16 protein-coding genes are annotated in these 21,644 nt (G+C 32.4%); 6 read left to right on the plus strand and 10 right to left on the minus strand.

All coding sequences use genetic code 11. The features are described from left to right. Positions 1–525 precede the first annotated feature (525 nt). The 7 genes from JE46_RS17180 to JE46_RS17210 all read right to left on the minus strand — a co-directional run bounded on the left by JE46_RS17180 (position 526) and on the right by JE46_RS17210 (position 11,831). Complete coding sequence (locus JE46_RS17180) at positions 526–1,752, minus strand: DUF4998 domain-containing protein (protein ID WP_031456514.1); 1,227 nt, start codon at positions 1,750–1,752, stop codon at positions 526–528. A 16-nt stretch (positions 1,753–1,768) separates the two neighbouring features. Further along, positions 1,769–2,983, minus strand: coding sequence for a DUF4959 domain-containing protein (locus tag JE46_RS17185; protein ID WP_031456515.1), 1,215 nt, complete (start codon positions 2,981–2,983; stop codon positions 1,769–1,771). A gap of 21 nt (positions 2,984–3,004) precedes the next feature. Beyond that, the gene (locus JE46_RS17190; RefSeq protein WP_157505941.1) at positions 3,005–4,978 is read right to left on the minus strand and encodes a RagB/SusD family nutrient uptake outer membrane protein; all 1,974 of its coding nucleotides are present in this window, start codon (positions 4,976–4,978) and stop codon (positions 3,005–3,007) included. Between the two features lie 13 nt (positions 4,979–4,991). Then, on the minus strand, positions 4,992–8,225 hold the full coding sequence (locus JE46_RS17195) for a SusC/RagA family TonB-linked outer membrane protein (RefSeq protein WP_051872918.1): 3,234 nt from the start codon (positions 8,223–8,225) through the stop codon (positions 4,992–4,994). Between the two features lie 622 nt (positions 8,226–8,847). Further along, a complete protein-coding gene (locus JE46_RS17200; RefSeq protein WP_031456518.1) occupies positions 8,848–9,903 on the minus strand; it encodes a cellulase family glycosylhydrolase in 1,056 nt (351 codons plus the stop codon). Between the two features lie 547 nt (positions 9,904–10,450). Further along, the gene (locus tag JE46_RS17205) at positions 10,451–11,140 is read right to left on the minus strand and encodes an SIMPL domain-containing protein (RefSeq protein WP_031456519.1); all 690 of its coding nucleotides are present in this window, start codon (positions 11,138–11,140) and stop codon (positions 10,451–10,453) included. Positions 11,141–11,192: 52 nt separating this feature from the next. Then, positions 11,193–11,831: a rhomboid family intramembrane serine protease gene (locus tag JE46_RS17210; protein ID WP_031456520.1), complete on the minus strand. Its 639-nt coding sequence runs from the start codon at positions 11,829–11,831 to the stop codon at positions 11,193–11,195. Between the two features lie 113 nt (positions 11,832–11,944). Between JE46_RS17210 and JE46_RS17215 the strand changes: the two genes are divergently transcribed. Beyond that, positions 11,945–12,832 carry a lysophospholipid acyltransferase family protein gene (locus tag JE46_RS17215; protein ID WP_031456521.1) on the plus strand — a complete coding sequence of 296 codons (888 nt, stop codon included), beginning with the start codon at positions 11,945–11,947 and terminating at the stop codon, positions 12,830–12,832. Positions 12,833–12,875: 43 nt separating this feature from the next. Here the strand turns inward: JE46_RS17215 and JE46_RS17220 are convergent, their stop codons facing one another. Together JE46_RS17220 and menD are read right to left on the minus strand one after the other, a co-directional pair. Continuing rightward, positions 12,876–13,730: a CvfB family protein gene (locus tag JE46_RS17220; RefSeq protein ID WP_031456522.1), complete on the minus strand. Its 855-nt coding sequence runs from the start codon at positions 13,728–13,730 to the stop codon at positions 12,876–12,878. 90 nt (positions 13,731–13,820) lie between these two features. Then, positions 13,821–15,482 carry a 2-succinyl-5-enolpyruvyl-6-hydroxy-3-cyclohexene-1-carboxylic-acid synthase gene (gene menD / locus JE46_RS17225; protein ID WP_031456523.1) on the minus strand — a complete coding sequence of 554 codons (1,662 nt, stop codon included), beginning with the start codon at positions 15,480–15,482 and terminating at the stop codon, positions 13,821–13,823. Positions 15,483–15,673: 191 nt separating this feature from the next. On the opposite strand from menD, the gene JE46_RS17230 reads away from it, so the two are divergent. Together JE46_RS17230 and JE46_RS17235 are read left to right on the plus strand one after the other, a co-directional pair. Continuing rightward, positions 15,674–16,171: a GNAT family N-acetyltransferase gene (locus tag JE46_RS17230; RefSeq protein ID WP_031456524.1), complete on the plus strand. Its 498-nt coding sequence runs from the start codon at positions 15,674–15,676 to the stop codon at positions 16,169–16,171. Between the two features lie 70 nt (positions 16,172–16,241). Further along, complete coding sequence (locus JE46_RS17235) at positions 16,242–17,189, plus strand: tRNA dihydrouridine synthase (protein WP_031456525.1); 948 nt, start codon at positions 16,242–16,244, stop codon at positions 17,187–17,189. 47 nt (positions 17,190–17,236) lie between these two features. On the opposite strand, the gene JE46_RS17240 is transcribed toward JE46_RS17235, so the two are convergent. Continuing rightward, entirely contained in the window at positions 17,237–17,821 is a 585-nt protein-coding gene (locus tag JE46_RS17240) for a glutathione peroxidase (protein WP_031456526.1), read from the minus strand. A gap of 705 nt (positions 17,822–18,526) precedes the next feature. On the opposite strand from JE46_RS17240, the gene JE46_RS17245 reads away from it, so the two are divergent. The 3 genes from JE46_RS17245 (at position 18,527) to JE46_RS17255 (ending at position 21,554) form a co-directional block, all read left to right on the plus strand. Then, the gene (locus JE46_RS17245; protein ID WP_031456527.1) at positions 18,527–19,057 is read left to right on the plus strand and encodes an RNA polymerase sigma factor; all 531 of its coding nucleotides are present in this window, start codon (positions 18,527–18,529) and stop codon (positions 19,055–19,057) included. After that, entirely contained in the window at positions 19,057–19,845 is a 789-nt protein-coding gene (locus tag JE46_RS17250; protein ID WP_031456528.1) for an anti-sigma factor, read from the plus strand. The genes JE46_RS17245 and JE46_RS17250 overlap by 1 nt, the downstream gene beginning before the upstream one ends. Before the next feature lie 335 nt (positions 19,846–20,180). Beyond that, entirely contained in the window at positions 20,181–21,554 is a 1,374-nt protein-coding gene (locus tag JE46_RS17255) for a pectate lyase family protein (protein WP_031456529.1), read from the plus strand. Positions 21,555–21,644: the final 90 nt, after the last annotated feature.

Raw genomic sequence — 21,644 nt, forward strand, 5'->3', positions numbered from 1 at the left:
GGAGTTAAGGGAAATGCTTATATTACCACATGATAATACTATATTATCCTATTTTTATTGTTTTTTGTTATTAAGTAACAATTTGCACAAACATTTGACAGAATTATACACATAAAAGTGTATTATACACAATTTAAAAGCCAAATTAATAAATTTAACACATTACTAATTTAAGAAAGAGGAGTTGCTATAACTAAGGAAACTTTATATACTAAGAAACTTCGATTGTCTTTAATATGGGAGCATCTGGCAGGAATAATAAAAATCAAGAATTCATTAACCTTATTAATGTGATACCTAATTTTAAATCGATTCAGTTTATATTGAAATGTTTTACCAATTAGAGAGTGAAACAGATACCTATCTATTCATTAAAAGAGTGGAGATTATAAAATCATAAAACCCCCAAAATCAATGACTTTGGAGGTTATTCATTCTGATAATTCATATTATAAATAGAATATCATTCTGTTTGATTTTCTATTTCAATATTTTAAGGAATCAACTTATACTTAAGATAAAAGTCTATTTTACTACAATTTCAAAAGAACTTATTGTACAAAATCTTCCCCAATCAGGTTGCGAAGTTGATATTCCAACAGTAATTGGAGTAGTCTGATCAATAGTAAATTCTAAAATATATTCTGTTTTACCTATTCCATTGCTAAGGACTCTTTTATACTTTAAAACTTCTGTAGCAGTACTAACAGATTCTACATTAGGCAATTCTACATCACCTTTGGAAACGATAATATAAAATCCGCCCGGATCACTTTCTACATGATTAGATTCAAATACAACAACCTTTAATTGATAGGTTGCCGGTTCAGCCGTAACGCTCTGATAAAGCTTACCATTAGTGATGGCAGGCGCTCCCCAGCCTGATTCAAAATTTACAGTTGCATTATTTGCTTTACCACAGCATCCACCATCATATCCACCATAACCATTATGATTTTTGGCTGCAGCATTCGTTGTCCAATTTGCAATTACGCCCCATCTGCCACCATCGTATGATGAATAGCTAAAAGGCTGTTTTGCATTCACTAAAACCGGTGTAGGAACTGGTCTCACGTCTTTATAAACCGCATAAAAAGTATCAATTGATTTTACTACAGGTTTATAAAGGGTTGTATACCTGTAAGTAGAACCACTTTTAAAATCACTGATAACAACACTCCCTTTACTAATGTCAGTAAATACGGTTTTTAGCTGATCAGAAGAATTGGTATATTCTATTTCTGTCCCCAAAGCTCCGGAATCTGCATTTAAATTTATGAAATTTACTGTCAGCTCACTACCAATAAGCACGTTATTAAGAATTGGTCTGTTGATCAATGAGCTTATATATCGATCTCCATAAACCTCCGCAGAAGCTGTTACAGCTATTGATGAATTGCCTTTTGCATCGAAGGTTCTAAACTCAAAATTATAAATATTCTCTTCTAAATTATCTATAATTTTTGAAACGGCATCTATTCCGGAAGTTCTGGTAATGGGTACCACAACAGAATCTCTTTTATTATTCCAATAAATTCGAAGTTCTGTAACCTTAGGGTCTGATATTATAAGTCCCTGAACTTCCAGACGATTTCTTCCAGGAAATAATTTTAATGAATCTATTTTTCCTGTATATGAAATCGCTCCCCCTTTGGTAAACTTCAGATACTCATCACCACTTGTACAAGAATTTATAATGAGAACTGACAAAACCACAAAAATTGCGACTAAAATATTCCTTAAATTTTTCATTGTTTTAGTTTTAGTATTAAAAATTAGGATTACCATATACCTGCACTTCAGAAACAGCCATAAACTTACCTCCTACCCAGTTTTCTAAACATTCAATTCTAAGATATCGAACAGCAGGTTTTTCTAAAGCAATTTCATAATCTGCACCATCTCTGGCTGCTAAAAGATCATCGTTATTTTCCTGCCCATAAGGTAACCCTGAAGGTTTTTTGATTTCATATTCTCCCATCAAAGTCCAATTACTATTTAAAGTACCATCATTCAGGGTATTACTACCCCAGATTCTAAACTTTTTTACAGCTCCCAGATAGTAATACATTCTCTGGCCTCCAATAGGTTCCGAAAAATTCCACATTCTCATACGGCTTAATTTAGTGGTCTTTCCGATATCAAAAGTCACCAAATGATTGCCTACATCTACAGTTCTGTCTGTAAAATAAGAGCCCCAATATTCTAAAAACTGACCATCCCACAAATTTGTAACCGGGTAAGCATTATTAATTGTTTTGGTGTCATTATTAAGATGCACGGTTACAAAACCAGATTTTGGCATCATAACTTCAAAAAACGGTTCAATATTAGTAAATAAAGTATCTGTATAGTTGAGCCAGCGATCTCTCACAACTACAGCAAAATCTTGTTTTACAGGTTCCATCCCTCTCAAACTTTGTCCGATATGATCTACAGAAGTATAGATGCTTGTAGGTAATGGCACCCAGTCTCCCTTGACATCTTTTTGCATTACTAAAATACCTATTTCTTCTTTTGTAATATTATCTGCGGTAATGCGAATACCTCCAAAATCAGGCTGAACTTCTAATGAGTCAAAAACATCATAAATTGGGGCCTTGGTTGGTGTTACGGTAACGGTAACAGGTTTAGATTCTGTTTCGCTTTTATTAACTGCATAAATTTTAACCTCAGTAGCAGACTGACCGGCAAAACCTTCTAAAAGCATTGAATTAGAATAGTAGGAAGATTTAACTTCCATAGGTTTACCATTTTCTAAAGTATAACGGGCAACAACATACAAAAGGTCTTCATCTGAAGGCAATGTATAAGTTAGTTTCGCTTTTCCCTGCAAATTTTGCACTATAACATTGGTTACTTCGGCTGGTGCTTTTGAATTGTTCTCTAAAGGTTCAGGTTCCTGATTATCATTACAAGATACAATAGCCAGAATTAAAGACACTACAAGTACCCTTACGGATGATTTTATAATTCGTTTCATAATTTTATTTTTTTATGATTACTACCAACCTGGATTCTGAATCAGATTTGGATTTTGAATAAGTGTTGTTTCGTCAAGTGGCCAAAAATAATCCCTGGGTGCAACAAAACGTTGCTGGTTTAGAGTGCGTACCTGATAATAGGCTCCTTCGGTAACTCCAAAAACATTCCACCCTTTTACAGGTTCATTGAATTCCTGGTTTGCTTTTTTCCATCGTCTGATATCCCAATAATTCTTGCCTTCATAAGCCATTTCAATACTGCGTTCTCTATGAATAATTTCACGCAAACCTTCCTGAGTAGTATATTTGACCGGATTACTGGAAAAATTTGTCCAGGACTCCACCACTCCTTTTAATCCTGCACGCTGACGAATAACATCCAAGTATTGCAATACTTCACCAGAAGCCGCAATTCCATCAGCTTCATTAAGTGCTTCGGCGTACATTAGATATAAATCAGCCAAACGTAATTCTGGCCAGGCATATTCTTTGTATAAACTTCCGTTTCCAAAATGTTGCTCCCAATTCACCAGTTTTTTAATGTAGTAACCTGTAATATTAAAATCAAAAGCATCTGCGCTTCCTGCATAATCCTGATATTTTGCTTTGATATAATATTTCGTCTCATCAGAACCGCTGTCATATTTATAGAAAATAGCTCCGTCAAAACCTAAATCAGCATAAAAACGAGGCTCTCTGTTGAAATTTAAAACTGAAGTACGGTAGCCTTCTTTAATGTCGAATTTATCAGCTGCCGTTGCTTCTCTTATTTCTGTAATATCACCAAAGGTTAAGGTTTTATCCTCCTCAATAGGCACTCCATTTTTAGTGTAGAAATTAGATGCAGATTCAATGGTAGGCGAAAATACTTTTCTGGCCTGAGTATGCGCAATAGTATTGTCTAAAGGCATCATACAAAGTCGCTGTAATTCGTAAGTACGACTGTTAGGATTTGCCCAGATAACTTCATCGTTCCAGGGTTCAGTTATTGCTTGTGTTATATTCAGTTTAGTTTTTGCAGTCTGAGAAATAGTAAAGGCAACATCGTTCTTATAGAAAATTTTATGCCCGCCACTTTCAGCAGCTATTATAGCTTCTTTGGCTGCATTTGCTGCTTTTTTCCATTTGGTTACATCGTAAGTCGTATTAAACAATGGGGTTCCGTTTTTTGTATTAAATCCTGCCATATCCGAATTTCCATTAAATAATGGACTGGCCGCCATAAGTAACAATTCGGCCTTGATTCCTAAAACTATAGGCTTTGTAATTCTTCCTAATTCATTTTGAGTATCTGTAATTTGTGGTGGCAATGCAACTGAGGCTTCATCTAATAAACTTACCAAATAATCAACAGTAGCATCAATAGGCTCTCTTGCTACCTGAATTTGTTCTACAGGAGCATCAATAGGGAGACTAACGCGAATCACCGGAATTGGCCCATACATTCTCATTAAATAATAATGATAATATGCTTTTAAAAATTTAGCCTCACCTATCCATCTTAAACGCTCTGCTTCAGTTAAATCTGCAACTTTAGTTCTATCTTCTACATTTTCAAGAAAAACATTGCAATGTCTGATTCCATCAAAAAGCGGATAACGATCTGATGGTCCGGCTGCCTGATAGTTTCCTTCCCATGCATTCATATAAGGACTTGCTTTTCTTTGCGTACCGGTTGCAATATTAAAAGCATAACTTGTTATAGCAGCACGATTTGGTGCAACCCATGTTTCATCTCCGGCCAGCATTCCTATATTATACACTCCATCTCCGTTTTTAGGAATATAAGAATAGCAGGTGAATAAATATTTTTGAGCTTCATTTCTCAGTTTAAAGGCATTTTCTAATGTCGTTACATTGTCCGGAACTACATCCAGGAAATCTTTTTCACATGATTGCAAACCTACCAGACAAAGTATCGTCATTACTATCGCGAAAAACTTTCTTCCTTTTTGGAGGCTTATTTTTACTGAAATTATATTTTTAATTTTCATGATTTTTATCTTTTTAAAAATTAACCTTAAGACCCACATTGTAAACCGACTGAATTGGATATCCTAAGCCACTTCCGCCCATTTCCGGATCCCACATTTTGAAAGCGCTCCAAACAGCAATATTACTTCCATTAATATAAATTCGAAGATCTTGTAATCCAATTTTAGTATTAAAACTTTTAGGAGCATTGTACCCAATTTCGATAGATTTTAATCTTAAAAAAGAACCATCCCTCATCCACCAGGTTGATACCTGATTATTATTTTCAACAAATTTGTCACTCAGTCTTGGCCAGAAAGCATAGGAGTCTCTATTATCCTCAGACCAGTGATCTTGTGCAATAACATTTAGTAAATTATTCTGATAGGTTAACTGTCTGTTATTATCATCATTTAAAACAAATGGGGCGATATTTTCTGGATTAATAAAAAAAGAAGTTCGGGCTGCTCCTTGAAAAAATATGCTGAAATCAAATTTTTTATACCCAATTGTACCTCCAAAACCATAAACAATTTCAGGCGCTGTAGGGTATCCCAAAGGAACCATATCACTTGGAGAAATAATACCATCTCCATTAACATCGCGGTATTTAATATCTCCTCCTGTGTAATCTCCAAATTGAGTTGGTGAATTATCAACTTCATTTTGATCTACAAATAATCGTTCTGCTATATAACCGTATGCCTGATTAAAATTCTGTCCCACTCTTGAACGATATTTCATATTCTCAGGAAAGTTAATCTCATCGAATACTAATACCTTATTGGTTGAAAATGTAAAATTTCCTCGTAATTCTGTATACCAATCCTGATTCAGTTGTTTGTTATAAGTAATGGCTAAGTCCAGTCCTTTACTTTCAATTTCTCCAAAATTAGTTGACGGCACTGCGGTAAGTCCCATTGTTGAACCTATATTACTTCTTGTCTGAAGAATATTTGTACGATGCTGTTTGTAAATATCTACAACAAAATTTAGGGAGTTAAAAAATTGCATATCTAATCCTAAGTTGATCTGCGTAGATTCTTCCCATCCAATATTTTCATTAGCATAACGGGCAATATAAACTCCTGGCTGATAATAACTGTATTGTTCTCCAAAAGCTGCACCGTAATTATTATCTCCAATTCTTACATCAGATAAATAAAAGAAACGCTGATCAATATTTCCAATTTGATCATTACCTACTAAACCATAAGTAGAACGTATTTTAAAATTAGTTACTACATCTTTAATAGGCTCCCAAAACTTTTCATTAGAAATATTATAAGCTAAACCAACTGAAGGAAAAAAGCCATAACGGTGTCCATCAGCAAATCGTTCAGAACCATTATATCCAAAATTAAATTCGGCAAGATATCTATTATCATACCCGTATGTAAACCTTCCTGAAATTCCCAGATTTCTCGATGGCAAAGAACTCTCCAGAGAGCCGGCATTTCCTTGCTCATAACTTGACATCAAACTGGTCACCATACCCGTTACAGCATGCTTATCATTAAAAGTTCTATTATAATTAATGGTTGCCTGAGCATAAATACGGGAATCTAACAGTTTGGTTCCCTGAGCATAATCTAAATATTCTGTTCCTGTAGGCCTTGCAGTACCCTGATCACCATCATTCAATGCCTCCAATGCAAGCTCTCCCGTTTCTGGGCTTATGTAAGACTTATAATAAAACGGATTATATTTCCTGGCAACGTCAAAATAAGAATATCTTCTTATATAAGCCATTGCATTAGCACTAAGTCCGGGTATCAGAGCTTTTAAATCCTGCTGCAATTCAAGCTGAGTCTGGATTGTTGAGGCTTTAGAAACCTGATAACCTTTTACCATTTGAGCATAAGGATTAACCAACAAATACCCCGTTGTTCCTCCAGATAAGGCCCCGCCAAATAAAGGATGTTCAACAAAAGGTAAATAGCTGGACGGATATACTTTAGCAAAAGCAACAGGATTAGACCACATGGTAAGGTTAAAAATATTCGCACCTCCGTCTATAGGGCCGTTATAATCGTCAAACTGACCATAAAAACGAACAATTGCTTTTGTTGTCGGGGTTAAAGACATATCGACATTTGACCTCATGGAATAATTTCTTAATTTAATATTACTATTAAAATCATTCATACCGTCAACTTTCAAAACTCCATTGTCTACATTGTATGTACCAGCAACATAGTATCTTGCTTTTTCTCCACCTCCACTAACATTCAGATTATATCCCTGATTAATGGTATATGGCTTGATTAATTCATCAATCCAGTTGTTACTTGGATACAAATATGGATCATCACCAGCAGCAGTTCTTGCAATTTTATTTTGATTGTAAATATCCCCTCGTTCCGGATTACGGGTCCTGACAGCTTCGTTAGCTAAATTCATATAGGTGATATTGTCTGCAAAATCGAAATTTTTAGTATTAGAGGATACTCTGGATTCTACTCTAAAATTAAATTTCGTGACACCATTTTTACCCATTTTTGTAGTAACCAATACAACACCATTAGCTCCTCGGGCTCCATAAACAGCGGCGGCGGCGGCATCCTTCAATACCGAAAAGCTATCTATATCATCAGGTTGCAAACGTGCTAAATCATTTGTGGTAGATTCTATTCCGTCAACTAATATCAAGGGATTAGAGGCACCTGAACCAAAAGAACCTAAACCACGAATAAAAAAATTCGCATTATCTTTTCCCGGTTCACCACTTCGCTGATAAGCAATCAAACCTGAAATCCTTCCTGCCAACATAGTGGTTAAGTTACTGGTTGGGCCTTTTAGCTCTTTGGGTTTAATTGTTGTAATAGAACTCACCATACTGGCTTTTTTCTGAGTTCCAAAACCAACAATAACTACCTCTTTAAGACTATTATCGGTAGCAATTAATTTTACATTTATAACACTCTCACTACCCACTTTGATTTCCTGAGTATTGTACCCTACAAATGAAAACATTAATACATCTTCATTTGAATTGACTTCAATTGAATAATTCCCGTCCATATCTGTAACGACTGACTTTTTGGTTCCTTTTATTATTACATTGGCACCAGGGACACCCATCCCTTCATCTGACGAAACTACTTTTCCTGTTATTAATCGCTGTTGTTGAAATATGCTTTCAACTGAAGTCGAAAAGGTTAAATTTTTCTTTGCATAACTTGCATTTGTGCTGAAGACTATCATTATAGCCATTAAAAATTCAATCCTGATCGTAAGAGACTGAATTAAATAGTTTTTTTTCATTTTGGTTGTGGTTAAAGGTTAGTAAAATTGCAGACAACATTTAGCTGTCAAGGTTTCTTCATGCTTAATTATTTTTATGATTATTATAAGTGTGTTTTATACATTTTTAAAATTGAGTAAATTTTTTTTTTACTTCATTATACTACTGAAAAGAAATCTTAAACCCAATAAGATAGTTCCGAAATGATTTTTTTTTAATAAAAACTAATCTTAAAAACAGTAAATGGAATTTGGTATTTTTTATAACACCCTCTTTAAATTAGTTATTACTAATCAATATAAGTGTGTTTTTTACATTTGTTTGACTGAGCAAAATTTTTTGTCTATTGTAAAATAAATGTAAAATAGAAGATTTAAAGGGGGGCAAATTCGCAAAAAAGAATGGTCAAATCAGCAATTAAATAGCCTTTTAACCAAAATAAAAAAGAAAATTAGTGAATTAATTTAAAAAAATTAATAATAATTATTCTTATTTCATAAAATAAAGAGATAATTACTTTTTATAATATCACATTAATATCAACAAATAATGGTAATTTCATAATAAAGAGGCAGATATTTTAAAATATAAAGATCTCATTACAGAAGCAAAAAACTTTCCATAATGAGATCCTGATTATTACTAATTTAATCCCCATCCGTATCTCAGACGAAATACTCCTGTAGTACTAACTGTAGATAAGGTAATATTATTTCCGCTGCCGCCACGGGTTTGAATACTATAACTATCACCATCCCTTAATCCAGGCCAATAAACACTGGCAATTTTATCATTTCTACAAACATCACTTGTAGCCACTATATATGCTATTTCGTTATCTGATTGTGGTCCGTTTTGATAGTCCTTACCGGTATTCATCGTAGCTCCAAATTCAGTAATAACAGTACGAGAGCCATAACTTCCTATTCTGCTTCGCCAGTCTGCCTGCCATTGAGCTGCGGTACGTGTTGCCCAAAAAGCATAATTATGTAATGATAACAAACAACCAGTAAAACGACTATCTGCACCAACACCTGTCACATTTTCACTGTATCCTGTGCCTGATAATAATATCCTGCCTTTAGGAACACCAGAGTAATTTACTATAAAGGTGTTGTAAATTGTCGTCAATTGGCTTAAAGTATATCCATAAGGCTCATTGAAAACTTCAAAGTATACTTTGCTATTTGCACTGTACTTATTTACAACGGTTGTCCACATTGCCCAAAATTTGGCCGTATCATCTATTTTTCCATCTCTGGCTGAAGAAGATTCCCAACAACAGATAATAACATTCCAGCCTTTGCTTGTTGCCTTATCAATAACAGCAGAATAACTATTCCACCAGCTTTCAGAAACAGACGAAGGATTGATTGGAATACGAACGGTATTCACACCGCTTATATTCGCAGTAAATGAATCAAGGATAGAATTTGTCTTTGCTTCAACTGTAGCATAACTATCACCAGCTGTCAAACCTGAAGGGATGACCCATCCATCAACAAAATTATCCCTGCCATCAGCCCAGTTCACTCCTGCTATACCACTGGGTGCTGTTGACTTAGCTGTAGAAGCGCTTACTTTTGCCAGAAGATTTTCATTTTGTTCATTAGAAGTGTCAGATTCATCAGAGTTACATGAATTTAGCATTCCAATAAGAATTAATCCTACCAGTAATAAAGAATTTAATTTTTTCATAAATAAGGTTTTTGAGGTTAAAATAAGACTCAAAATTATACCTCTTTTACTTACAAATAAGGGTGTAAATTGGATAAAATAAGGGGGCTTTTTTGCATTCGTTAAATAATTAACCTTTTTAATGTTAAATTAATATTGTTTTAAAATTATTAATGAGTATATATAAGAATTACATCTTTTTATTATTATAATATAAAATACCGAAAAATTAATATTCTATCATAATTTTAAATATTACATTTAATTATACAAATAATCAGTAATAAAGATATAAAGATCATTCTATTTTTAGAATGAACTTAGCGTATACTAATGATCAGAAATTTGTTTTATTCTAATACTTAAAATAAATTGTAAACATAAAATGGAAGATTATGTTTATATGGACGCTCGTCTTATACGCAAGTATTTGACGGGTTTTCCATTTTATCTAATCCAGCTTCATCTATATCAAGAAAGAAGATTTATTCAATCATTGCTCCCTATCAAAACAAAAAAGTCCTGAAAATATTTCAGGACTTTTAAAACTTATTATTTTTATTTATTTCTAATCTAAAACAAAACTTACGCTTACGTTTGCCGTTATTTCGATTTCTCCTATTGCTAATGTCTCGTTTGAAGGCGCATTGTCTGCAGATTCCTTCATTCGCATAGCTGCATACATAGGCTGAGGATGATAAATCTGTGAATTATCAGAGATAACAAAAGCTTTACCTACTTTTTGTCCCAATACCGAAACATAATCATCTGCTTTAGCTTTAGCATCTTTCATCGCTAATTTTCTGGCCTCAGACTGTAATTGTAATTCTTTAGAAGATTCAAAAGTAACATGATCAATACGATTAATGCCCTGTTGTACTAAACCTTCCATTAGTTCGTCATATTTAGACAAATCTTTTACTACAATCTCTATAGTTTGTGTTGCATTATAATTTGTTTTCTTTTTTTCATAATCATATTGCGGATTAAGCGCAACTTGTTTTGTTTTGAAATCTGCTGCAGGAACATTCATTTTTTTAATGAATTTTAAAACAGCGTCAATTTTTTCATCGTTTTGCTTTTTAACCTCTTTAGCATTATTCCCTTTTGTTTCAACTGTAGCTGAAATACAAACCCGATCAGGCGCTACTTTAACTTTTCCTTCCCCATTAACATTAATTAGAGGAATTTGCTTGGTTTCCTGGCTATAAGACATAGTTATAAACATGATTGTTAAAAATAATACTAGTTTTTTCATTTTTGTTGTATTTTAAATTATTGATAAGGGCATTTCAAAAGTTATGCCAGCATTATAATTTATCCATTTTAGCCATTACAAAAAGTATTACAATAGGAATTGCTAGTAAAATAGTCAACAAACTATGATCCGTAATTAATGACGGCTCTCTTATCAGAGTAATCAAATAACCTCCTACTGCACCTCCAAAATGGGCTGTATGTCCAATATTGTCATTTTTGGCTTTCATTCCATAAATAGAATATAATAGATACAAAATTCCGAAGACATAACCCGGAATGCCTATGAAAAAATACAAATAGATATCTTTGTCAGGGTGAAGCAAAATTGCAGAATACAAAACTCCCGTAACAGCTCCTGAAGCACCTACAGCACGATAACTATAATCATTTTTATGAAATACCATTGTGAGTAAACTTCCGAAAATCAAACTCCCAAAATAAACTAAAATGAATGAAAAATTGCCTAGATAACCAATAACGGTTGGCGCAAAAAACCAAAGTGTCAGCATATTGAATACCAAGTGCATCATATCAACATGCAAAAAACCCGATGAAACCATCCTTACTTGTTCTCCCGAACGAATGCTTCCAACATGAAATTCGTATTTTCTAAAAAACATAAGATCGCTAAAACCTTTATAACTAATCAAAACATTGGCAATGATAATTCCTATCAAAATGAGATTCATAAACTTTATTTTATTTGAATTGTAAATATAGTTAATCTTACAGACAACTTTCAAACTGTGTAAAATATATGGCGCTATTCATTTTTACTTTATCTTTGCCAAAAAAAAGTTAGATGCAGTTTTTCGTTTATATCCTGGCCTATCCATTACTTTGGCTTATTTCAATACTTCCTTTTAGAATATTTTATTGGTTTTCAGATTGCGTTTATTTACTCGTATATTATATTATTGGATACCGCAAAAAAGTTGTCAGTGCGAATCTTGCACTCGCTTTACCTCATTTAAGTGATTCTGAACGAAAAAAAATACAAAAGAAATTTTATCAGCATATGTGCGATATGTTTTTAGAAATGATCAAAACGATGAGTATTTCTGCTGAAGAAATGGAAAAAAGATTTCATGTAACTAACTTGGATTTGATATTGGATTATGCAAAAAAAGGGAAAAGTGTAATTCTTGTAGCCTCACATTATGCAAGCTATGAATGGCTTTTGACTATTAATCCAAAAATTGGCTTTCAGGGTGTAGCAGTTTATAAAAAACTTGCTAATCCGTATTTTGATAAATTGATTCGAAAAATTCGTTCAAAGTACAATACTGAATTAATCGAAACCAAAAAAGCAATTCCGCTCATGGCGCAAAACCAGCGTGAAGGAACATTAAGTTTATATGGATTAGCAAGTGATCAATCGCCAAAATTAGACCGCATTTTTCATTCCAGTAAATTTATGGGAATTGAAGTTCCCGTACATACCGGTGCTGAAATGCTGGCAAAAAAATACAATTTAAGTGTAGTTTTTGTAAAAGTCGAAAAAGTCAAAAGGGGATATTATGAAGCAACTTTTGTTTCTCTTGCCGACAATCCTAAAGATTTTGGAGATTTTAAAATTACAGAATTATATTTAAAAGAAGTCGAAAAACAAATTCTTGAAGCACCTGAATATTATTTATGGACTCATAAAAGATGGAAACACAAAAATAAAAAAAGCTCAAAAGTCTAATAACTTTTGAGCTTTTTTTATTTTTGTGAAACCAAATTTTACTTTATTCTTTTATTATATAAATTCCATCTTCCTTAATTTCAATTAGTTTGTCTTTATACAAAGCTCCAATTGCTTTTTTGAAGGTCTTTTTACTCATCTTTAATACTGTTTTAATATCTTCAGGATGAGAGTTATCATTTAAACGTAAAAAACCCCGATTCGCTCTTAATTCATCTAAAATTTTCTCAGCATTAGGCTCAATACTTTGATATCCCTGAATTTGTAAAGCTACATCTATTTTATTATCAGGACGAATGTTTTTAATATAACCTCTCATTCTGTCTCCGGTTCTTATCGCATCATCATATACTTCATCTTTATAAAGCAATCCTTTATGCTGTTCGTTGATAATGACGTTGATTCCTAATTCGGTAATATGTGAAACGATCAAATCAACTTCTTCTCCCTTTTCAACTGTAAGGTGATCGTTATTCAAAAACTGGTTTAGTTTACTGGAAGCCACCAAACGCTTAGTCTTTTCATCCATATAAAGATATACGAGATAACGTTTTCCTTTTTCCATAGGACGCGCCTGTTCTTTAAACGGAACAAGAATATCTTTTTCCATTCCCCAATCCATAAAAGCTCCTACCTGATTGATATAATTCACTCTTAATAGCGCAAATTCATTCAATAATATATAAGGCTCAAGTGTTGTTGCAACGGGGCGCTGTTCGTGATCCAAATAAACAAAAACAATAAGTTCTTCGCCTATTTCAAATTCATTAGGAACGTATTTATTTGGTAATAATATATCATGAATTCCTTCCGGGTCTTTTTCAGGATTTCCTAAAAACAAACCAACTTTGGTGTCACGTAATATGCTAAGTGCATTGTATTTTCCTATTTCAATCATATTTTAAGTGCTAAGCTGCTAAGCAACTAAGTTTCTAAGCGGCAAAGGTACGAAGTTTGAAAGTGTTTAATCAAAAACTCGAAATTTTATTTAAACCAATTCTTTAAAAAACTGTTTTAAAACAACATCATTTTCAGTAGTTGGAGTAAATATTTCTAAAATACCCGGAACATCATTTATTTCATAAAATGATGTTATGCTTTTTTCTAATGAATCCAAATCTGTTGCAGTAAAATAATTGAGTTGATACATTTTAGCTAAATGTTCTGCTGTTAAATGATGCGAAGTTTCAAAAAAAGTATTAAAAACGGGTTTTTCCTCATGTCCTGGTAAAATCCTGAAAATACCTCCTCCACCATTATTAATTAAGATAATTTTGAAATTTTTAGGAATATAAGAATTCCACAGAGCATTGCTGTCATATAAAAAGCCAATATCACCGGTAATAAAAACGGTTGGTTTTATACTTCCTACAGAAGCGCCTATTGCTGTTGATGTGCTTCCATCGATTCCACTTGTACCTCTGTTGCAAAAAACTTCAATTGACGGTTCGATATCAATCAATTGTGCATATCGAATAGCTGAACTGTTGCTTATTTGTAACTGACTATTTCTAGGTAGAGATCCTATTACTTTTTCAAATACTTTAAAATCAGAAAATGGTATTTTTTCTAAATATTTTTCCTTTTTAATTTTTCGCAACTCATAAACCTCATTAATTTGTTTAAAATAATCGCTCTTAACAAAAACTTTTTTAGGTAATAAAGCATTGAAAAAATCATTTGGCTGCATTACAAAATGTTTTGTTAAAGCATTGAATGTATCGTAAGCACGTAAAGTATCAATATGCCAATGATGTAATGGTTTGTACTTTCTCAAAAAACCTTTAATGCGTTTCGACACCACCATTCCTCCAAAAGTTATTAAAATTTCTGGTTCAAACTCTTTAAAATCAATATCATCAAAAGGCGTAATTAAAGTATCAATACTGTTAATAAAATTGGAATGATGTAAATTAGAAGTCGTTTCTGTCAGCACCACAATTGATGGGTCATTCGCCAGATTTTCTACTATTTTTTTGTCAATTGAATTTGCTTCGTTTACTCCAACCAAAACTAGCTTGCGCTTAGCTGAATTCCAAATTGAAACGAAATCTTCTATATTTTCAATGATTTTAGTTTCAGGGGTTTCTTCAGAATGAGTTAGTTTTGGTTGAACAGAAAGACTCTCTACAGTTTCATACAAAGGCTCCTCAAAAGGAGCATTAATATGCACAGGTCCCTTTTGAAGAATCGCTGTTTCTATGGCTTTATTTATTTTTAAATCATTTTCTTCAGAAGCATTTTCTGTTAAATTGGCATTGAAAACCGAATGATTTTGAAAAACATTCTGCTGACGAATGGTTTGTCCATCGCCAATATCAATCTTATTTTGCGGGCGATCTGCCGAAATTACAATTAATGGAATCTGGCTGTAAAATGCTTCAGCTACTGCCGGATAATAATTTAATAATGCAGATCCAGATGTACATACAATTGCAGTTGGCTTTTTTGTTTGCTGGGCAATTCCCAATGCAAAAAATGCAGCACAACGCTCATCTGCTATGCTGTAACATTTAAAATTAGAATTTTGAGCGAAACCAATAGTTAAAGGGGCATTTCTGGATCCTGGAGAAATTATAATATTATGAATTCCTTTTGCTGAACAAATTTCGATAATGCTTTGTGCAAGCGGTATTTTGGGGTAAATCATGCTTAATGGCGTATTATTTTTAAAGAAAATCTAAAGCTCAGATTTCTTTTTGACTACACAAAGTTACAAACTTCACACTTGATTTAACTTATAAATACGAAGATATTAAGTCTGGTTTTAGAAAAAGGGAATATCTTTGTAAAAGCTGATTTTTCAACAAGAATAAACTTCTTTCTGTATTTTCTATCATTATGAACTTAATACTCAGACCTGCAACATCAAACGATTTAACTAAAATCCTGCAGATTGTAAACCATTCTATTTTACATACAACAGCAAATTATAATTATGAAATTCAAAATTTGGAAGTTCAGACAAAATGGTTTGAAGATAAAAAAGCTAAAAATCTGCCTGTGATTGTAGCTGATTTGGATGGCGAAGTAGTTGGTTTTGGGAGTTACGGACAATTCCGTGAAAAAATTGGTTACCAATATACAGTAGAACACTCAGTATATGTTGTAGATAATGTTATTGGAAAAGGTGTTGGGTCAAAATTATTAACTGAATTGATTCGATTGGCAAAAACGCAAGGTTATCATGTTATGATTGGTGCTATTGATGCTGATAATGCAGGAAGTATTGCCTTTCATGAAAAATTTGGATTTATTGCTGCAGGTACAATTCGTGAGGTAGGCTATAAATTTGACCATTGGCTTGATTTGGTTTTTATGCAATTGATTTTAGAATAATTAGTAAAGAAAAGAATAATATAAATTCATAACCGTTTACAAATAGTATCTTTGCCGCATTTCAAATACTATGGACTTTACATTACTCTCTTCGCCTTTACAAGGATTTACCGATTTTCGTTTTAGAAATGCTCAAAACAAACTTTTTGGAGGAATAGACACTTTTTACTCTCCTTATATTCGCTTAAACGGAAAATTGGTTATAAAATCATCTTACGAAAGAGATTTACTTCCTGAAAACAATTTAGGTTTAGAGGTAATTCCACAAGTAATTACAAACGATGCAGATGAATTTTTATTTGTTGCTAAATATGTTCGGGAATTAGGATACAAAGAATTAAACTGGAATTTAGGCTGTCCGTATCCTATGGTTACCAAGTCCGGAATGGGTTCAGGTTTAATAAGCAATACTGAAAAAATCAATCATATTTTAGACAGAGCACATTCTGAAACCGATATTATTGTATCCATGAAAATGCGTCTTGGATATGATACTACTGAAGAAATTCTCGGCGTTTTACCAATTTTAGACACTTATCCACTTAAAAACATTGCTATTCACGCCCGTATTGGCAAGCAATTATACAAAGGTGGTGTTCATCTGGATGCGTTTCAGCAGTGTATTGACAATACGAAACATAAATTGTATTACAATGGAGACATTACTTCGGTCGCTAAATTTCACGAAATGCAGCAGCGTTTCCCAACGATCGACCACTGGATGATTGGACGAGGCTTAATCTCGGATCCATTTTTGCCTGCAATGATAAAAAATAATACATCAGAATATCCTAAAAATAAAATAGAGCTATTCAGTGCATTTCACGATACCCTTTATGCAATTTATAGTGAATCGTTATCCGGACAAACCCATATTTTACTAAAGATGTATCATTTATGGGAATATTTCTCGGCAACTTTTTCAAATCCTCATAAAATATTAAAACAAATAAAAAAGGCAAAAAGCATTCGAAATTACGAAGCAGCAGTTGCATCCATTTTCAAAAACGAAAAATGAGATTTTTAGTAATCTAAAAATCTCATTTCGAATTATTTTTTAATACATTATCCTTTAATCCAATTCACAATTTCTGAATCTGTAGGCAATGTTCGTGGCTTAATTACTTTAACCAATTCTCCTTTTTCATTAATTAGATATTTCTGAAAATTCCATTCTACTTCTGAATCCTGTAAACCATTTTTAGATTTCTGCGTCAGGAATTTATAAATTTCACACATATCATCTCCTTTTACAGAAACTTTATCCATCATTGGAAAAGTTACACCATAATTTTGCTGACAAAAAGCACCAATTTCTTCATTTGTTCCAGGTTCCTGGGAGGCAAAATTATTAGCCGGAAATCCAACAATTACGAAGCCTTTATCTTTGTATTCTTTGTAAATCGCTTCAAGATCTTTATATTGAGGAGTTAATCCGCATTTTGAAGCGGTATTTACAATCATAATTTTTTTCCCTTTTAGAGAAGAAAAATCAAAAGTTTTACCCGATAAATCTTCTACTTTATACTGGTATATTGTTTCTTTGGTCATAACATTATCTGTTTTAGGCGATTTTGTTTTATTCGTTTGTGCCTGATTTTGGCAACTAAATAATACTACAGCCCATGTTATAAATAATAATTTTTTCATCGTTTATATTTTTTATAAAATTAATTAAATTATAAGTTAAACCAAGAATATCCAATGCCTAATTTTGCTAAACAAAAGTTAAATAAATAGTGAAGCCTAACGTTAATCACGCGTTAGGCTTCTACCATACAAACAAATCAAACCCATGTTTTAATATTACCGAAAGACAGAAACTTCTACTCTGACCACAATATTTTATTTATAATTTACTAAATCAAATGTATTATGATTAATATGGTTGACGCTTCGGGAACAAAAAGTTATTATAACTAAAACATTTTTTAAAAGACTTATAATATTGTGGTATTTTAAATAATAAATCCTGATTGTTAAAAGTGTTTTATATTATTATAAATTTTGAACTGGAAGGCCGAAGTCATCAACCATTACATTTTGCAAGAAATTTATTTTATTTCATAAAAATGTAGAGTTTATTTTCTCCCCCTTAAAAACGTGATTTCGAAAAAAAATTTCATTTTTGCTATTATAAATAAATATTAACTTTTATGTTATAATAGCATATACGTAAGATGATTATCTATGGTTTTAAAAAAGACTAAAAAAATCATTTTTTTTTTACAATCTCTTATTTCACTGGTAGTTGAAAGGATAAAAAAAATAGAAAATAAAGCAAAAAATAAATTATCTTTATCTTAAGATACAAAAAAAGTAAATTAAATTTTGTTAAAACTTAAATCTAAATTTATGAGTCAGGAAGAATTATTAGTTTTAATCTACAAGAAAGATGAAAGGGCTTTTACCCACTTGTATGATATGTATTCCAAAAGTTTGTTTTCGGTTATCAATGTTTTAATAAAAAACAGAGAGGAAGCTGAAGATGTTTTACAGGAAGTTTTTGTAAAAATCTGGAAAAATATTGATTCATATAATGAAGGTAAAGGACGTTTTTATACCTGGATACTTAATATTGCCCGAAATACTTCTATTGATAAATTGCGATCTAAGAATTTTAATAACAGTCAAAAAAACCTTTCCTCAGATAATTTCGTACATCTGTTAGACGACAGTAATAAACTGACTAACAAAATTGACACTATTGGAATTCAGGAATTTGTAAAAAAATTAAAGCCAAAATGTATTGAGATTATCGATTTGTTATTCTTTAAGGGATATACCCAGCAAGAAGCTTCAGATGAACTCGCAATGCCTTTGGGAACTATCAAAACACAAAACAGAAACTGTATTAACGATTTACGTAATTATTTAAAAATATAATGGAAGCAAAAGAATATATAGAATCAGGAATTTTAGAACTATATGTTTATGGTTTATTAACCGAATCTGAAAACCTGGAAGTAGCCGAAATGGCAAAAAACAATCCCAAAATTGAACAGGAGATTCTTTCGATAGAAAAAGCTATCTTGGCATTATCATCGAGTTTTTCTCCCTTTCATTCGGTTGCAAATTTTGAGAATATAAAAGCCCGTTTAGAACTGAAACACGGCAAAATTGTCGATTTCAAACCGGCATCAAAAAGAACTCAGTACATAGGCTGGGCTGCTGCAGTATTATTGCTGTTGGGATTAGGGTATCAAACTTTAGAACTAACCAAAACAAAGGGTGCTATTACTACCATTGGAAATGAAAAAAACAAAATTGAAAGAGAATTTGCTTACTTAGACCAGGAAAATAAGAAAACGGAAAAAAGTTTAACCATTGTCAGAGATATTAAAAATACCAGTGTTACGCTTGGAGGCCAGGCTGTTTCTCCAACAGCATTTGCAAAAGTGTATTGGAACAAAGAAACCAAAATAACCTATATTGATGCCGCCGGTCTTCCGAAACCTCCCAAAGGAAAAGTTTATCAGGTCTGGGCACTTAAATTAAGCCCTACTTTAACCCCAACAAGTATTGGTTTGTTAAGTGATTTTGAAAGTAATTCTCAAAAGATATTTGCAGTAAATCAAACTGTTTATGCAGAAGCATTTGGTATTACTCTGGAGCCTGAAGGAGGAAGCTTATCCCCTACTATGGAACAATTATATACTTTAGGAAAAGTGTAAAAAACAAATTTCAACTTATGATCCTCAAATATAAATTTGAGGATTTTTTAACTATATAGATTTTTCGGACAAAAACTTTAAATTCTACTACATCAACACCTGTTATTAAGTAAAAACTCTTATTGAATTTTCAGGTTTTTTTAAAAAATGTAATAAAAATTAATTTATTCTTATAAATACATAATTAAAGCATACATTCACTTAAAACTCAATTAAAAAATTATAATTATTATATAAAATTATTTGTTTTAAATTTTAATAAATTAAATTTGTGCAATCGATTACATTAACCACTTTGTAATAAAATTTTAAAACAACTAAAATTAATTTTTAAAATGAAAAAAACATTACCCCTTCTCTTTTTCCTGCTAGGTTTATCCACTATGTTTGGACAAAACTATTATATGTCTGCTCCTGAAGGTTTTGGTGCTGCAGCTACAGGAGGCGGAACTCCAACTGCTTCTAATACTGTAACAGTTTCAAATTATACAGATTTAAAAAATGCTCTTAATTCAACTGCAACTGCCAATTCGGTTATTTTAGTAAATGGAGTAATTGACTGTACTTATACCAGCGTATTATTAAATAATAAAACTATTATTGGATTGCCAGGCGCAAAACTTCGAAATCTCCAAATTACAGTTGGTAATTCTACTACATCAGCAGCAAATTCTGGAATACTATATATAAAACCTGCTTCAAATAATGTCATCATCAGAAATTTAATTTTTGAAGGACCTGGAGCATATGATGTCGATGGACGTGATAATCTTACTAACGAAGGAACCAATGTTTGGGTAGATCACTGTGAATTTCAAGACGGAATGGACGGTAATTTTGACATCAAAGGTAGTGCTGACAATACGACTGTGTCATGGTGTAAATTTACTTACCTGAAAGCTCCAACAGCTGGAGGTTCTGGAGGTTCTGCTGATCACCGTTTTACAGATTTGATAGGATCTAGTATAACAGATTTTCCTGCTGACGGGAGATTTAGTGTTACCTTAAAAAACTGTTATTGGGCAGAAGGTTGTAAAGAAAGAATGCCTAGAGCAAGAAATGCCGAATTACATATCCTGAATTGTTATTACAAAACTAGTGTGGCAAGTGCAAAGGCTATTGGTCTAGGTGCTGGTAACAGCGGATCTACTTGTTATGTAGAGAATTCTAATTTTGAACAAATAGCTACTATTTCGAGCCCAGTTACCGAAGGTTCAGGAACTGCTGCATTAATATTCGATAATTGTATAAAAGGAACAACTTCTACAGCTGTTACTGGTCTGAACTACGGAACGGCACCTACAAAACCTTCTTATAACTATACGGTACTTCCTGTAGCAGATGTAGCGACTTATGTACCAAATGCAAATTGTGGCGCAGGAGCTACACTTCAGGTTAGTGCGACTGGTGTAATATCAACAAATTGCCCAAATACTCTTGGACTAAATGAGAATGTTGCTAACTTAGACATTAAATATTATCCAACAGTAATTGATAATGTTTTAAATATTGAATTTTCAAGTATTGATAATGGTAAAGCTACTGTAGAAATTTTCTCTCCTAATGGGTCTAAAGTTTATACGACTTCTAAAAACGTTACAGGTAGCGAAAAATTAGAATTAAACATTTCAAATATTACCAGAGGAATTTATATCTGTAAAGTGCAAATTGGAAATAAAGTAAAAGCTTTTAAAATTTTAAAAAGTTAATTATAAATCAAAGTAACACATAATTACAATTTAAAAACAGCGGTAAACTTAAATATTTACCGCTGTTTTTTTATTTCTTTATCTAATCGA

Source organism: Flavobacterium chungangense LMG 26729 (genome assembly GCF_000735715.2).
Lineage (GTDB): Bacteria > Bacteroidota > Bacteroidia > Flavobacteriales > Flavobacteriaceae > Flavobacterium > Flavobacterium chungangense.